Here is a 17,014-nt window from a genome sequence, read left to right as displayed (position 1 = left end):
GTATTAAGCTAATTTAGCCAAAACACTATTCAAAGTTTCACTTGGACGCATTGCTTTGTCAGTCAATTCAAAAGATGGTTGGTAGTAACCGCCAATGTTTTGCGCTGTACCTTGTGCACTAATTAACTCGGCATCAATCTTAGCTTCGTTAGCACTCATTTCCTGCGCTATCGGAGCAAATTTTGCCTGTAATTCAGTATCTTTTGTTTGGTTAGCCAAAGCTTCTGCCCAGTACAAAGCCAAATAGAAGTGCGAACCTCTGTTATCTATCTGACCTACTTTACGGGCCGGAGATTTATCGTTAGCTAAAAATTTAGCGTTAGCTTCGTCTAAAGTGTCTGCTAAAATCTGAGCTTTTGTATTGTTTTGTGTTTGTGCCAAATGTTCCAAAGAAGCTTGTAAAGCCAGGAACTCACCTAATGAATCCCAACGCAAATATCCTTCTTCTACAAATTGTTCTACGTGTTTAGGAGCGGAACCTCCTGCGCCTGTTTCAAACAATCCGCCGCCATTCATTAATGGAACGATAGATAACATTTTTGCTGATGTTCCTAATTCTAAAATAGGGAAAAGGTCAGTTAAATAATCACGTAAAACGTTTCCTGAAACAGAAATCGTGTCTTTTCCTTCACGGATTCTTTTTAACGTTTCTGTCATTGCGTCTTTAACATCCATAATGCGGATATCAAGACCGTTTGTGTCGTGATTTTGTAAGTATTTTTCAACTTTTTTAATCATTTCTCTATCGTGTGCACGACCTTTGTCTAACCAGAAAATTGCAGGAGTGTCAGATAAACGGGCTCTTGTAACAGCCAGTTTTACCCAGTCCTGAATAGGAGCATCTTTTGTCTGGCACATTCTGAAAATATCACCTGCTTCTACATTTTGAGATAATAAAACGTTTCCGTTTTCATCTTCCACTTTTACAATACCGGCAGCGTCTGTTTGGAAAGTTTTATCATGGGAACCGTATTCTTCAGCTTTTTGAGCCATTAAACCAACGTTGGGAACTGTTCCCATTGTTTTAGGGTCTAATGCACCGTTTGCAATCATATCGTCAACAACAGCCTGATAGAAACCTGCATACGTACGGTCCGGAATAATACAAACTGTATCTTCTTCTTTTCCTTCTGCATTCCACATTTTACCTCCGTTACGTGCTAAAGCCGCCATAGAAGCATCTACAATTACATCAGAAGAAACGTGGAAATTTGTAATCCCTTTATCTGAATTTACCATTGCCACACGAGGACCGTCTGCCAAAGCAGTTTCGATTGCAGCTTTAACTTCAGCTTCCTGTGCATTTCCTGCTATTTTAGCATATAAATCCTGTAATCCATTGTTTGGATTAATGTCCAGTGATTTGAATAAATCGGCATATTTAGTGAATACATCAACAAAATACGTTTCTACAACGGCACCAAATATAATTGGGTCAGAAACTTTCATCATTGTAGCTTTCAAGTGAGCTGAAAGCAATACGTTTTTCTCTTTTGCTTCTGCGATTGCTTCTTTTGTAAATGCTTTTAATGCGTTAAGATTCATTACTGATGAATCTATAACTTCTCCGGCTTTTAAATTAGAAAAGTCTTTTAAAACTTTTGTTGACCCGTCATTACCTGCAAAAACGATTCTGAATTTGCCGTCTTTTTCAACTGTTGCTGCATTTTCAGTGCCGTAGAAATCCCCGGTGTTCATATGAGCTACAGATGTTTTGCTGTCAGCTGCCCAAACGCCCATTTTATGCGGATTCTCTTTTGCGTAGTTTTTAACTGCTTTTGGAGCACGGCGGTCTGAGTTACCTTCACGTAAAACTGGATTTACTGCCGATCCTAAAACTTTGGCATATTTTACCTTAATATTTTTCTCCTCTTCGTTTTGCGGTTCTTCCGGGTAGTTTGGAATAGCAAAACCATGAGATTGTAATTCATTTATTGCTTCTTTTAACTGTACGATTGAAGCTGAAATATTTGGTAATTTAATAATGTTTGCCTCCGGAGTGGTTGCTAGCTGACCTAATTCTGTCAGTGCATCAGGAATACGCTGTTCTTCTTTTAAAAATTCCGGAAAATTAGATAAAATGCGTCCTGCTAACGAAATATCTCTAATTTGAATGTCAATATTGGCAGGGGCAGTGAACGCTTGTACTATTGGTAAAAACGAATGTGTAGCCAGCATTGGCGCTTCATCCGTTAAAGTGTAATGAATCGTTGATTTGTTTGACATTTTGTATTGTATGTTTTATTTTTTCGAGGAACAAATATAAGAAAATCAGTCTAAATATGATGGGTAAATCACTGTAAAGAATAGATTTAAGAAAATGATAATTTCAGTAAAGCTGCATTGCAGAATTGGAAAAAACAACGAATGATTTTTTTATAATCGGCATTTTTGAATGTTTTATAAAAATGAAAAGCCCTGGAATTTCCGGGGCTGATTTATTGTATAACAGAATTTTGCTTTTGTGAGTTTAAAATTCAATTTTATGTTTTATTTAATTTTTAAGATGTTTTTCTAAAAACTGATCTTGTTCCCACAATAAATGAAAAATGTTTTCTTTTGCGGCATAACCATGTGATTCTTTTGGTAAAAGAACCATTCTCACAGGAGCGCCCAGACCTTTTAGAGCCTGAAAATAGCGTTCAGTCTGTAATGTAAATGTGCCCGGATTGTTGTCTGCCTCTCCGTGAACCAACAGCATTGGCGTTTTCATTTTTTCGGCATTCATAAACGGAGACATCTCATTGTAAACTTTTTGAGCTTCCCAGTAATTACGCTGCTCGCTTTGGAATCCAAACGGAGTCAATGTACGGTTGTAAGCACCGCTTCGTGCAATTCCGCAGGCAAATAAATTCGAATGAGTCAATAAATTAGCGGTCATAAAAGCACCGTATGAATGTCCGCCAACGGCAACTTTCTTAGGGTTAATATATCCTAATTTATTTACAGCATCTATAGCAGCTTCTCCATTGGCAACAAGCTGGCTGATAAAAGTATCGTTCGGTTCAGTTGTACCTTCTCCTATAATAGGGAAAGAAGCATCATCAAGTACCGCATACCCTTTGGTAACCCAATACACAAAAGAGCCGTAATAAGGGAATGTAAACTCGTTTGGATTTTGTGTAGTCTGTCCGGCCGAGTTTTTGTCTTTATACTCTGTAGGATAAGCCCATACTAATAAAGGCAGTTTTTCTTTCTTTGCATTTCGGTCATAATTGGCAGGTAAATACAAAGTTCCTGAAAGTTCCACACCATCTTTACGCTTGTATTTGATTACTTCCTTATGAACATTTTTAATGCTTTCAAAAGGGTTTTTAAAAGAGGTTACCGGTGTCAGTTTGTCTTTGGATTTTATATTTCTGAAATAGTAATTAGGGAATTCTGTTTTAGATTCAATTCTAACCAACACATCTCCTTTTTTGAAATCTTCAATAGACTGAATGTCTTCTTTTTTGTCTTTATAAGCAGATTGGTATAAACGTTTCGATTTTAAAGTGCTTAAACTGAATTCGTCAATAAAAGGAAATTGCCCTTCTTTTGTAAAGCCTTTGCCGATTAAATACAGGCTGTTGCTTTCTATAGCCAATACATAACGGCCGTATTCATTTTTTCTGGTTTCAAAATCACCCGGATCAGAATATACATCCTGTGAGTTTCTGTCAGAAATAACTTTTGGGGCTTCTGAAGGATTGGAAGGGTTGAATAAATATGTTTTTGTGTTACGGGTATCATACCAATTGTCATAGGCAACAGCTGTTGAATTGTTGCCCCAGATAATTCCTGATACTCTTTGAGGAATCTTTAAAACAGATTTTGCATTTTCTGCAAAAGGTACTTTCCAAACAAAAAGCTCGTCTCTGAAATCAACTTTATTCGCAGGATCTCCGCCATCTAAAGCTTCCACAAATGTAACTGTTGACGGTTCGTCATTTCTCCAGGAAATATTGCGTTTCCCTTTTTTAACCGCCATAAAACCTTTAGGCATAATTTCGTTTAAGGGAGACTCGTTAATTACTTTCACTTCATTGCCAGTTTTGTCATAAACGATGGTTTTTATCGGGAAACGGTTAAAAGGAACTATGTATGAAAACGGTTTTTGAATTGTATTAACCAAAAGATAATTGCCATCCGGAGAAAATGATTCACTCATATATAAATCTGCCTTTTTAAACAGTGATGAGGTTCCGTCCAGTGTTACTTTGTAATATTCCGATTTGATTAAGTTTTCAAAATTGATTTCGTCAGCCTTGTTTTTAAGCAAATCCTGAAAAGTCCTGTTTTGTGATGCTTTCCCGTCTGAATTTGAAACAGTTGGTCCTGAAGGTAAATCTTTTTTATTGTCAATTAAATCGGGTTTGTTTTTCAGCAATGATTTTACCAAAATACTTTTACTGTCTCTGTACCAGTTGTAAGGAGTTCCGATATTGGCATTAAGATTGGCCTCTGTCAGTTTTTTTGCTGTTGCCGATGCAATATCCAGTACCCACAATTCCACACCGTTTGATGTAGTGTTGGTAAAAGCTATTTTAGTTTCGTCCGGCGACCAGTTCAGATAGGCGATTTTAGGGTTTTCGGGCAGGCCGCTGACTTGCACCTCGTTTTTATCTTTAATTTTTCTAACCTTAAGATTGTTGACATATGTCAATGTGCTTGAGATATTGGTTTTAGGATTTATTCTTAAGCCTCCCAAACGCATTTCATCCTGATTCAGATCATCTAATGATTTGTAAGTGTTTTTATAAGTTAAAACCATCCATGTTTTTTTGGTGTCCATTAAAACCGATGGGGTTGCCTGATAATCGGCCAGTTCTAAAATTTCTTTGGAAGGTTTTTGATATGTTAGGTTTTCCTGGGAAATACCAATGTAGCCTGATAGTAAAAAACAGACTGATAAAAAGACTTTGTTCATTTGTTAAGGTTTATTTGCGTAAAAATACACTTCCCTTTTTAACGAAAAATTTTCTTAACATTTTTTTAGATAATTCCGCAAATTAACAATAAGCCATAAGCTAAAAGCAGGATGGCAACTATGTTTTGTATGGTTTTGAACGTAGTTTTCTTAAGTAATTTATTGCCAAAATAGACGCCGGAAAAGGCTGCAAGCGTTGCAAGTGAAACTAATTTGAAATCTAAATCCACTTCGTTATTAACTATTTTTGGTATATAAACAGTAAGCCTTGATATATCTACCAGACATGCGATAACAACCCCTGTGGCGATAAAACCTTCTTTAGTTAACCCGGCTCTCACCAAAAAAACACTGCGTAAAGCTCCTTGATGACCTGAAATACCGCCAAAGAAACCGCTTAAAACACCTCCTGCGGATAAATATTTCTTGTCAAATTCCAGGTTTTTAAGCTTTGGTATAAATTCAAAAAGTGAAAAAACTATTAAAAGTATGCCTATGATGAGTTTTAAAAGGGTGATTTCATATTTTTTATCATTAAAGGTGTATTCATACAGTGGATTTGAATCACTTATTAAATTTAAGGCATACGCGCCTATAAAAGCAAATGCAATGGCAGGCAGACCAAATTTAAGTACGACATTTTTATCCGCATTTCTGCCAAAAAGAAAAAGTTTGAACAAGTTGTTTGAAAAATGTACCAAAGCGGTCAGAACCACAGCTATTTCTATAGGAAAGAATATACCAAAAACAGGTAACAGGATAGTGCCTAATCCAAATCCTGAGAATAAAGTAAGTCCTGCTCCCAATAAAGAAGCCAGGCATATTATGATATAGTCCATTTTTGAAGTTTTTGCAAAATAAAGGAAACTTAATCAAATTAAAATTGCCAATTCAGAAAATTTACCTAATTTGTATTGTTAATTTTTACAGTAAACGTAAATTTGCAAACCGATTTTTAACTAAAATTTAAAATATGTATCATTCTAAAATTACAGGTTTAGGATATTATGTGCCTGATAATGTGGTGACAAATGACGATTTGTCCAAAATAATGGATACCAATGATGAATGGATTCAGGAACGTACCGGAATTAAACAAAGAAGACACGTAAATACTTCTGAAGACACAACCACCTCAATGGGGGTTAAAGCGGCAAAAGTAGCTATAGAGCGGGCAGGAATTGATAAAAATGATATAGACTTCATCATTTTTGCAACATTAAGTCCTGATTATTATTTTCCTGGGCCCGGCGTTTTAGTTCAAAGAGATTTAGGATTAAAAACAGTAGGAGCATTGGATGTTCGTAATCAATGTTCAGGTTTCGTATATGCACTTTCTATTGCAGACCAGTATATTAAAACAGGAATGTATAAAAACATTTTGATTATTGGTTCAGAGGTACACTCAAGAGGACTGGATTTTACCACACGAGGCCGTGGGGTTTCTGTAATTTTTGGTGATGGTGCCGGAGCGGCAATCATTTCGAGAGAAGAAGATACAACAAAAGGAATTTTATCAACCCATTTACATTCTGAAGGACAATATGCTGAAGAATTAGCATTAATTGCACCAGGTATGGGAAAACGATGGGTTTTGGATATTTTGAAAGACAATGATCCTGATGATGAAAGTTATTATCCTCATATGAACGGTCAGTTTGTATTTAAAAATGCAGTTGTCCGTTTCAGTGAAGTAATCATGGAAGGATTGCAGGTTAATAATTTGGAAGTTTCTGATATTGATATGTTGATCCCGCATCAGGCTAATTTGAGAATTTCACAGTTTATCCAGCAGAAATTTAAACTAACCGATGATCAGGTGTACAATAACATCATGGAGTATGGTAATACCACAGCGGCTTCTATTCCTATTGCTTTAACAGAAGCCTGGGAACAAGGGAAAATTAAAGAAGGAGATACAGTTGTGTTGGCTGCATTTGGCTCCGGATTTACCTGGGGAAGCGCAATCATTAAATGGTAATTGATGAAAAAATCAATTATCATTGCTTCTGTTTTTTTGATAGGATGCAGCAAAACAACTTTTAATCCAAAATGGATGGAGGAAAAGTCGCCGGCGACCTTTCAGGCAAGATTTGAAACATCGCAAGGAGATTTTGAAATTGAGTTTAGCAGGGATTTATCACCTAAAGCAGTTGACAGGGTTTATCAGCAAATCAAACACAGGTTTTACGATAATGTTGTTTTTTACAGGGTGGTCCCCAATTTTGTGGCACAGTTTGGGCATATGGATTCCACTGCTACCGCAAACAATTGGGACAGGTATAAAGTGGAAGACGAGCCCGTAAAAGGCAGTAACACAAAAGGAACTATAAGTTATGCAAGGGCAGGCTTGAATTCCAGAAAGAATCATTTGTTTATCAATTTAAAAGACAACAAACGATTGGATACTGTTTTTTATAATAAGGTAAAAGGTTTTCCGCCGTTGGGAAAAGTAACAAAAGGAATGGATGTAGTTGAAAAATTATATTCCGGTTACAGTAATGAGACGATGAAAGTATATGATTCTTTGGCTGTAAACAGGAGAGCATTTCTTAAAAAATTTCCTAAACTGGATTCAATTAAAAAAGTTATAATTCTTAAATAAAAACAAAGCCCCGGATTTTAAATCCGGGGCTTTGTTTTTATCTTTTTAATGAAAAATGTCCTTTAACATTTCGTCCGTCTTTAAATTGTGCAGTAAACCAGTAATCGTCAGATGGGAGCTGTTTTCCTGAAAAAGTACCATCCCAGCCTGGACTTAACGGGTTTATTTCTTTTATTAATTTGCCAAACCGGTCGAAAATTAAAATTTTGGTATCAGCATTAAAAGCTGTATCTGCACCAATTATGTTCCAATTATCATGGTATCCATCCCCGTTAGGCGTAAAATATTTAGGAAAACCAACAATCGAAAAAGGTACTTTTAGTACACTGCATCCATATAAATCCAAAACATAAACCGTATGTAATCCCGGAGTCAGATTTTCAAAATAGCCTGTTGGATGAGTTGAAGCAAATTGATCGTCCAATGCAAAAACATAGTTTCCATCGCCGGTAACTGTAAGTGTAATGGAATTGTTTTCAACTAAATCTTTTACGACCGGTGTACCAGCCAATTGTGCGGCATTTGAAATCTCAACTTTAATATTACGTTCTCTTGAGCATTTTAAACCGGTAATATAGGAAACGACGACTTTGTAGTCACCTTCCTGATTTACACTTATAGATTCTGTAGTGTATGAAAGTGGTGTTCCGTTTTTAGACCATTCATAAGTATAATCATTTGGATTTTCATTTGCAGGCAGTCCGGATGTCAGCGTTTGGTATACAGAAGGATCATCAGAACAAATATGTGTATTTGAGTCCCCGCTCGTATTCGTGTCAATATTTGGCCTTGCTTCAACAACTAATTTAAAACTTGTACTTCCTACACAGTCGTTTGTGTTGGAATCTTCTAAACGAACCCAAATAATCTGTAAATCAGGATAACCTGTATTTCTATAATCTGTAATATTTGTAATAGCCAGTGAATTACCGTTAACATCTGTTTCCTGAAGGAAATCATTATAGTTTTTATAGAAATTATAAGTGTAATTTGTAGATGGGAGTAATCCGTCTATAATGGATTTAACTGGAGTCAGATCAAAACTGGAAATACCATCATAATCATTGTTGATATTGTCTATATAATCATCACATTGATGTAATTCCGGGATAGGAGTATTTTGTAAAATTGCATTTGAAGTTGATGATATTAATTGGATACTTATAACTTCAAAACAATTATTGCTGTTGGCTGCTCTTACCCAAATGGTTTGCATATTAGGATTTGTATTGGTAAAAGCTAAAGGGTTGGTGATTAAGAAAGCACTGTCATTATTTATAGCTCCGTTTTGATCTGTAAAATAAGTAAATGTTTCAGAAGCAAAGTTGGCTGATAATTTTGAATTATTTACTGTTAAATTGAATGCTGAAATTCCATCAATATTATCATCACATTGTACAATTCTTATACCCTGATTTAAAACAGGTTTAGGATATACAGTCAGTTTAACAATGTTGGAATAAAAATCACAGCTGTTGCCTGTTTTATTTAATAAAGTCCGATACAAATGCCCGCTCATATTTAACTGGATATTTGAAATGTTTAAAGCGGCTGAATTACTTCCATTGTAAGTTGTATTGTCAGTTATATTTGTCCATGTTGTACCATTATCTGTTGAAATCTGCCATTGAATTGTACCGGCATCTGTTGTAATTGAAAAGCCTGTGTTTTCAAATAAACATTGAGCTATATCAATAGGTTGAACAGTTATGTTGATAGGTGCCGCGGTTATATAATTTGGATCAGGCACTGTATATCCTCCAAAGCCGGTAACCATACCATTGCTGTTTACTGCAGGCGGGGAGGTACTTCCTAAAATTCCATCAAGATTTGCATCACTGAAACCAGCTTCTTTAACATCGGAGCAACTGTCGGCATCTGAATCTAAATCTCTGAAATTCTTAATTCCATCTGTATCAGAATCTATAGTTTTTTCTTCTGAATCTGAAATTCCGTCATTGTCTGAATCTAAGTCCAGATAATCGGCAATACCATCATTATCATTGTCAAAAGGAGTAAAGCCAGGCTCAAAAGCATTGTCAAGACCGTTTAAATTACTGTCGGTATTTGTGGCAGATGCAGGTGAATTGTTTTGCGCTTCAATTAAATCTGAAATTCCGTCATTGTCACTGTCTGTGTCTAATTGATCAGCAGTTCCGTCATTGTCAGAATCTTTAGGTACGCAGGCTGCGAAAATTCTAAACGAGGATTTGTTTGGAGCAACATCCAATAAATTTTTATGAGTCAGCTTAAAAGTCGTTATTCCATTTGCAAAGAACTGAAACGTACCTGTTCCTGAAGCCAGAGGAGTGCTGCCGTTAAGTCTGAAGCGGATTTCAAATGATGAGAATTGAGTTACACCGCTTTCAAAAATTCCATCGTAATTAGTGTCAATCAGCAACTGATTTGATGGATTTAAAACAGTAATAGTTTTGTTAATATCGCAATTCACGACATATTCAGCATTCGCATTGATTAAATCACTCACTGCAGTAACACTTGGATACTCTAAGCCGATATTTGAAGGTTGGCCGAAATCTAATTGATAAGCAACAAAATTTTGTTTGCCAGCCGGGATTTCTGTAACAAATGTTCCGTCAGTATTTCCAGTGAAAGGAATAGCAGCAGTCATTGGCGATGTAATTATACTGCCAATATAGGTGGTAGTACTCAATGGAATTGTTCCGTTGCTGACAGCTGTATTTATGTTTTGGTTTCCAAATGATTCAGTACAGTTTAAAATCCCATCATTATCATTGTCAATGTCGATGTTGTCATTGGTTGAATCTCCATCAAAATTTGCAGCACATGAACTTACGGGGATTTCATCTGATATAAGAGGATCAATTGTAGGGCAGGTCGAAATCCATGCTTTTACTTTGTAATATCCCGGTGCAGTCGGTGCATAAGAATTAGTGCTTGCATTTGAGATCACATTGTTGTTGAAAGACCATTCAAATGAATCAAAAGATGAAATTGTATTTACGTTTAGAATTACATTTGGAATACAATTGTCAGTTGTTATGTTTACTTTATTAAAACTTATTTCGGGTTTAAATGTGAATCCTGAATAGAATCCCCCGTAAGTTGCAAATCCTGAGCTTCCGTAATATGAAAGATAAACAGACTCTGATGAAAAAACGGAAACATTACCGCTTAGCCCCACAAAGGTATATGTTTGATAATCCGGATTTCCAGTTACATTGTATGGACCATTTGCTATCACGCCCGCAGAAGGCAGTGTGGCTAAAGTGTAACTTGCGCCATTTAGGATGAAATTTAAATTGGCTCCTGTTTTAGTAACAATGCAAACGGTTCCGTTATAACCGGAATTGCTTCCTATAGAATTGATTTTTGGAATGTTGTTTATACTTTTAGGAGTTTGACAGCTCAGTGGCGGTAAAAAATGCATGTTTTGGTTTGCTTCATTGGGTGAACCTGCAATACCTTGATATGCAAATACATTTTTTGTACTACGTACATACAAATTCCCTTCTGCCGAAAAGTTTGAGCCGTCGAAAGCGATATACTCACCCGCATTTAAAGTTATTATAGGGGTTGGATTACCATTGATATATACATCGGTATTGTTTTCATGTGCAATTATTAATGGTCTTTCGACAGAGTCAATTCCAGCACCCTTGATAAAGATGTATTCATTGCCTATTTTATTGTAATTATCACCTGCAGATACGATTTGGTCGAAACCAATATCTGAACTATTGACTGACGGACCATTTGACCCTCCATAAGAACCGCAGTTGACAGCTATCGGTTTATTTGAGGTGATTAAAGCGCCAATAAGTCCATCCGGTACAGAATTTGAATCACCACTGGTGGCTATTATATAACTTTCACCACTGTTTAATGTTACACTAAAAGGTGTGCTGCCGTTAGAATTGTTGTATAAGTTTGTGCCTGATTTTATGCCGCTGAAATTTACTACAGTATTATTTTCTGTGGCTAAAACCGAAGCAAATGTGTAGTGTCTGGCGTCATTGATTACGTTAGTGTTTAAAAATCCACCAATTCTGAATTCATCTCCTAGTGCAGCTAGCCCTTTAGAAACTAATCCTCCTGCATGATTTGTCACAGCAACTCTTACGGTTACATAAATCAGGTCATCTGCTTCAACTACAAACCCTTTATTCTTTAAAATAATACCAACATCATTTCCGCTGGCTAGTAATTGTGTGTTAGAGCCGCTTCCTATAATAATTTCACTTGGGTTATCCCTTGAAACAGTTCCGGTTATGACGCTTCCCCCCAACTGTATTATTTTATAATTTACATTGGAAGTACTGGGACAGGATATCAGCAGTACCTGCTCTAAAGTATTATACGCCTCAGTATTTGATACAGGAGGCAGATAATGTGTTTTGCTGAACTGAGCAGATAGATTTAAAGAAATTAAGCTTAAAAATATGAGTAGTTTTATTTTCATTGAAGTCAGTTTGATTGACTCCAAAGTTAACTAATTATCTTTTAAGTGTAAAATGGCTTTTGGTACTCCCTCCGTCAATGAAATTTATTGTAAACCAGTAATCATCCGCAGGTAAAGGCTGCCCCAGGAAAGTACCGTCCCAGGATTGTTGCGGTGATAAAAATTTTATTAGTTTGCCATAGCGGTTAAAAATAGCTATTGATGCGATTGTGTTTTTAACTTCTATGTTTTCAATTTTCCAGCTGTCATTAAAGCCATCGTTATTTGGTGTGAAAAATTTTGGAAAATCCAGCACATACACTGTCTTTGTTATAACAGGTAAACAACCGTTTTTGTCTCTTACGGCAATGGTGTAAATTCCGGCTTCAACGTTATTGAAAACAGGGCTGTCCTGAAAAGAAAATCCGTCAATTGAAAATTCATAGCTGCCTCCATTATTGGTGTAAGTTATCTCAATGGAATTGTTTTCTGAAAATTCTTTAATGACTGCATCTATATCAGAAGCTGGTGCAGACTGGGTTACAATATATTTTTTTTGAGCTGTACATCCGTTATTGTCTGAAACATCAACAGTGTAATTACCTGCTGACGTGATGGTAGTGGAAGGAGAAGCATCTCCGTTGCTCCAGGTATACGAATTGTAAACAGCGTTGATGGAAAGTGTAATTTGTTCCCCCTGGCAAAGTATTGCGTTTTCATCATTAAATGTATTTCTGGGGATGTAATTTATCTGAAGTGTAATTTTGTAAATTCCCGCACAATCAACACCGTTTGAAACCCGGCCATAAATAATTTCGGTATCTTTTGTGCTGTTTATATAGTTGTTGGGCAAATTATTCTTTTGTTCGACAGCGTCCTGCAATGTTTTGTGAAAGCTCATCGCTGTTGAACCTGGTGATGTGATAATCTGACTGGCAATTTCAGCAGTTAGATCAAATGCGGTAAAACCGTCAATTGTAGAATCATCATCACATTTTGGATACGGAAAAGCAATTATAGGATTTGAAGTTACAATCAAATCTATTGGAGTACTGTTTTTACAGCCATATTGGTTTGCGGCTTCGGCATAAATAGTTTTTGAATTACTGATGTAGTTTTGCGGGTTTTGAATTGCAATTCCACCTAAAGTTTCATAATAGGTTATATTACCCACTGAAGGATCATTATTTTTAACGGCATTATCTAACTGTGTCAGGTTAAAAGTTGATACTCCATCTAAATTATCGTCACATTGTGTAATTGTCTGTGAATAAAGTGCCGGTAAAGGTGCAAACTGAACTCTTATTTTACCGCAATTTCCATTGTCAGCTTCAACAGAATATGTTACTATATTGCTGTTTGTGTTGTCTGTTATTGTATATGTAGGCGAATTGATTTCTAAGTCATCACCGTCTTTAAACCATTTGTAATTCGTTGCTCCTGTTTCTGTTCCGTTCAATGTAATAACATCTCCTGAGCAATATGGATTGTTTGTTGCAAATAATCTGTCTGGGCCTAGATTCAAATCGGTGTTAAAGCTATCTGCATTTAAGAATATTGCAGAGTCATATCTGTAATTTCCTTCGTCAGCAATTACTAATTTGATATGGTAGGTTTCACCAGGCTGAACACTGCTTTCAACTTTAATAACTGCCGTTTGTCCGTTGAAGTTTACAGGATAATTTATGTCATTGTACCTGCCGAAATATTGTTGGTTTTGTGCAGGACATCCTCCAGCTCCTGGTACATCAGGATGGACTGTAGTAACTTTTACAGGAATTGTTGTTCCGGGAATTAAAGCTAAGTTTGAATAAGATGGATCTCCAGCCTTTTTTAATAAAAAAGCAAATCCATCAGAATATTTACATTGCGCCGCATCATGATATTCTTCTGAGGCAAAAATATATTCAAAACTCAGTTTGTTTGATTTTGGTACAAAATCAAACTCCAGTATAGTGCTGTTTGTGGTATTTGACACTCCTAAAGCTGTGTTTAGATCAGGATCTCCTGTCCATCCCATTCCGCTTCCGTCATCAGATATGTAACTGTTAGGTCCTTCAGCTGATTTTGCTTTTCCGGTGCTTAATACCACACCTCTTGTAAAGGGGAATGCCGGATTTGAATTTGTAAAATAACCGTAACTTTTCTCGCCGTTGGCAAAATTACCCCCTGATGCTGAAAAATTTGTAATTTGGGCGCAATCACTATTTATAAGGATATCTTTAATTAATTGTTGTGCGGTATAAGTATCATCAACAATTATATTTTGTGAATGGATTGTTGTTGAGGCCAGCAATCCTATAAGTAGAATAATTTGGGAGATTATTTTTTTCATAGCCTGCAAAAATAAAACAAAACATTAGAACTTCATAAAACTTAACACTTTAACAGTTAAAAAATTAGAGAAATAAACAATGCCCTGATAAGAAATTCTTTTCAGGGCATTGTATTGTTGTGGTTTTTATTATTAATTGTTATAATTCAAAAGTAAGAGTGGCTGTTATATTATTGTTTTTTGAATTAATTTGAGAAGCACTTGTCATACCGTAAGGTAAAAATTGTTCTCCGTATTTTCTTTTATAGCTTGTATAGGCAAAATCCAGTTTTGTGCCTCCAAAATTATAACCAATACCTCCGGAGTATCCGGTTAAGTCACCCATTTTGTTCTCATCTTTGTAGGGCGATGTTTCGGTGTGGTAGCCAGCTCTGAAACTCCATTGTTTGTATTTTTTTTCGGCACCTATACGAAGTTCGTTTACTTTTTTTAATTGATCTTTTAGGTCATTATTTAGACCGTCAAAATAACTTTCATCAGAAATATAGGTAGTGTTTTTGTAATTTTTATAGCTGTAATCTATGCTAATGAGTCCTTCTTTTCCAAAAACAAATGCCGCGCTTCCAGTCAGTTTTTCTGGAGTTCTTAGTGTGTATGGCAGATACTCAATACTTGTATCTGTTCCAAATTCATAGCCTGGATCTGGACAATCGGCGCAATCGGTTGTTAAATAATGAGATTTAATATCGGTTAGTCTTATCCATGTTGGGGATTCGTAGGTACCTCCAATTCTAAATTCTTCGGTTATCTTGAATATGGCACCCAGTTGAAATGAAAAGCCTGTTCCGTTCGTTTCCAAATCATTGTCAAACCGCAATGCCTGAACACCTGCTGTATTGTCTGAATTAGTTGCATCGGCATAATCTTCATAGATACTGTAAGATTTTAAATAATTGGAAAAATGAGAATTCAAATTTAAACCAATGTATAATTTGTCCTGATACAATGCTGAAGCATTAAAAGTAAGTTTGCCGTTATAGCCTGTTGAAATAATATCTTTTTCCTGATAAAAATTTCCGGTACCAATAGCATTGCTTGTGTAATCTATATTGCCGGCATCGGTTGTAACTGGATTTATTAAATAAGTACTGTAGGCCATGAGTGCATGCTGGCCAAAATAATCGAAATCATAAATGCTTAATGATAAATCGTCTAGATATTCAAGTCTTATTCCATTGGCAGACTCAACAAAGTAATCCACAACCGAAGAGTTTGGATTGATACCTGCTGAAAAAGATCTGTTTTCAAAGTTATTAAGATTATTATAATTTATTGCGAAAGCAAATTTGGTCCATTCATCACTGTTATTGTTTTTAAATACAAATACACCACCTAACTGATTTATATTAAAATCATTAGCTGTTTCGGTTCTGGAACTTCCAAAATAATTTGATTTATTGGTTAGTCCGAAATAATTCAAAGAACCTGAAATTTGATTATTGTTGAATACTGATGAGCTTGCCGGATTAATACTTATTGCTGATAAATCGCCTCCAACAGCTCCAAAAGCTCCGGACATGCCTCTAAATCTGGCAGTGCCGTTAACATTAGTTAATGAATACTGTAAAGCATCAGAAACGTCTTGTGCATTATAGGTTGCTATCCCTGCCAATAAGAAAGCCAGTGAGAAATATTTTTTCATAGTTTAATTTTTTTGAATGATGGTTTTATCCTCTTCTGCCGCCGGTTCTGCCACCGCCTCCGCCAGAGCTGCCTCCGCGTGAACTGCCTGACGATCTTGGAGAGTCATATGAAGATGAGCGTGGAGTATCGTAAGATCTGTTCTCGCTTCTTCTTGATTCACTTCTTCTCGGTTCGCTGGTTCTTGGTTCGTAATTTCTTGGAGTGGAATTACTTTCTGTTGAACGTCTTCTTGGAGTGTAAGTTCTAGGTTCGGTTGTATTTGATTCCCTTGGAGTATAATTTCTATTAGGAGAATTCAGGTTGCTTGATCTTCTGCCGCCGGTACCAAAATTTCTGTTGCTGTCATAATTTCTACCACTGCCGGAATAACGGTTTCCATAGTACCCGTCGGTACGATTAGTATAGTATGAGCCTCTTCTGCCTCCTGAATAAGCATAGTTTCTTCCGTAGTAGTTATTCCACCCGTAGTACCCTCCGTAATAAGGATAGTCCCAGCCCCAGTAATTATTCCAGCCCCAACCCCATGAAGAACCATAGTAGCCTGACCAGCCCCAGTAAGGATTGTTCCAGTAGGAGTATCCCCAGTAATAAGGACGGTATCCCCAATAGTTCCCCCAGTATCCTCCGTACCAGCCGTTGTTGTAAATATTTACCGTAACGTCATGGTCATTGTTACCCCATCCGGCATAGTTTTGCTGTTTGTTTTCTGTTACGGTAACGGTAGTGTCATTGACACTGGAGTAAGAGTCAACATCAGTAAATACGTCCTGGCTGTCATACGAGTATTTGTTTGCCTGTGAGCCAAAGTATTCTTTGTATTTGTTTGCGTTTGAATTGTCCTGAGGAACATTTTTATTTTCCTCATAAACTACAGCTTCTCTTTTTTCTGAGCTGTAAATTCCGTCACTGTCATAATACGACGCATTTTGATACGAACCGCATGATACAGCGGTTAATCCCAATAATCCAACAATGGATTTAAGGGTGATTGTCTTTAAGGAAAAGTAATATGTTTTCATTTCAGCGGTTTTTTATTGTTGGACATAACAAAAATAGTTAGTTTTGCACAAACTATTTCAACTTTAACAAATCACAATT

Annotated in this window: 9 protein-coding genes; 2 read left to right on the top strand and 7 right to left on the bottom strand. The window is 36.3% G+C overall.

Annotated features, from left to right (window positions below; genetic code table 11):
• Positions 1-3 precede the first annotated feature (3 nt).
• The 3 genes from EZM65_RS03305 to EZM65_RS03295 all read right to left on the bottom strand — a co-directional run bounded on the left by EZM65_RS03305 (position 4) and on the right by EZM65_RS03295 (position 5,748).
• A complete protein-coding gene (locus tag EZM65_RS03305; RefSeq protein ID WP_136667091.1) occupies positions 4-2,226 on the bottom strand; it encodes an NADP-dependent isocitrate dehydrogenase in 2,223 nt (740 codons plus the stop codon).
• 268 nt (positions 2,227-2,494) lie between these two features.
• Entirely contained in the window at positions 2,495-4,909 is a 2,415-nt protein-coding gene (locus EZM65_RS03300; protein WP_136667090.1) for a S9 family peptidase, read from the bottom strand.
• A 65-nt stretch (positions 4,910-4,974) separates the two neighbouring features.
• Positions 4,975-5,748 (bottom strand): sulfite exporter TauE/SafE family protein, encoded by a 774-nt coding sequence (locus tag EZM65_RS03295; RefSeq protein ID WP_136667089.1) that lies wholly within the window; start codon positions 5,746-5,748, stop codon positions 4,975-4,977.
• A gap of 134 nt (positions 5,749-5,882) precedes the next feature.
• Between EZM65_RS03295 and EZM65_RS03290 the strand changes: the two genes are divergently transcribed.
• Positions 5,883-6,890, top strand: coding sequence for a 3-oxoacyl-ACP synthase III family protein (locus EZM65_RS03290; protein ID WP_136667088.1), 1,008 nt, complete (start codon positions 5,883-5,885; stop codon positions 6,888-6,890).
• Positions 6,891-6,893: 3 nt separating this feature from the next.
• The gene (locus EZM65_RS03285; RefSeq protein WP_136667087.1) at positions 6,894-7,514 is read left to right on the top strand and encodes a peptidylprolyl isomerase; all 621 of its coding nucleotides are present in this window, start codon (positions 6,894-6,896) and stop codon (positions 7,512-7,514) included.
• 37 nt (positions 7,515-7,551) lie between these two features.
• Here EZM65_RS03285 and EZM65_RS03280 read toward each other — a convergent pair whose 3' ends face one another.
• The 4 genes from EZM65_RS03280 to EZM65_RS03265 form a co-directional block, all read right to left on the bottom strand.
• Positions 7,552-11,958: a T9SS type B sorting domain-containing protein gene (locus EZM65_RS03280; RefSeq protein WP_136667086.1), complete on the bottom strand. Its 4,407-nt coding sequence runs from the start codon at positions 11,956-11,958 to the stop codon at positions 7,552-7,554.
• Between the two features lie 34 nt (positions 11,959-11,992).
• On the bottom strand, positions 11,993-14,272 hold the full coding sequence (locus EZM65_RS03275) for a T9SS type B sorting domain-containing protein (protein WP_136667085.1): 2,280 nt from the start codon (positions 14,270-14,272) through the stop codon (positions 11,993-11,995).
• 139 nt (positions 14,273-14,411) lie between these two features.
• Complete coding sequence (locus EZM65_RS03270) at positions 14,412-15,914, bottom strand: OmpP1/FadL family transporter (protein WP_136667084.1); 1,503 nt, start codon at positions 15,912-15,914, stop codon at positions 14,412-14,414.
• A 25-nt stretch (positions 15,915-15,939) separates the two neighbouring features.
• Positions 15,940-16,935 (bottom strand): DUF3300 domain-containing protein, encoded by a 996-nt coding sequence (locus tag EZM65_RS03265; protein ID WP_136667083.1) that lies wholly within the window; start codon positions 16,933-16,935, stop codon positions 15,940-15,942.
• Positions 16,936-17,014: the final 79 nt, after the last annotated feature.

Source organism: Flavobacterium sp. H122 (assembly GCF_004959765.1).
Classification (GTDB): domain Bacteria; phylum Bacteroidota; class Bacteroidia; order Flavobacteriales; family Flavobacteriaceae; genus Flavobacterium.
The sequence above is the reverse complement of the archived record's forward strand: the minus strand, read 5'-3'. Positions and strand labels throughout refer to the sequence as shown.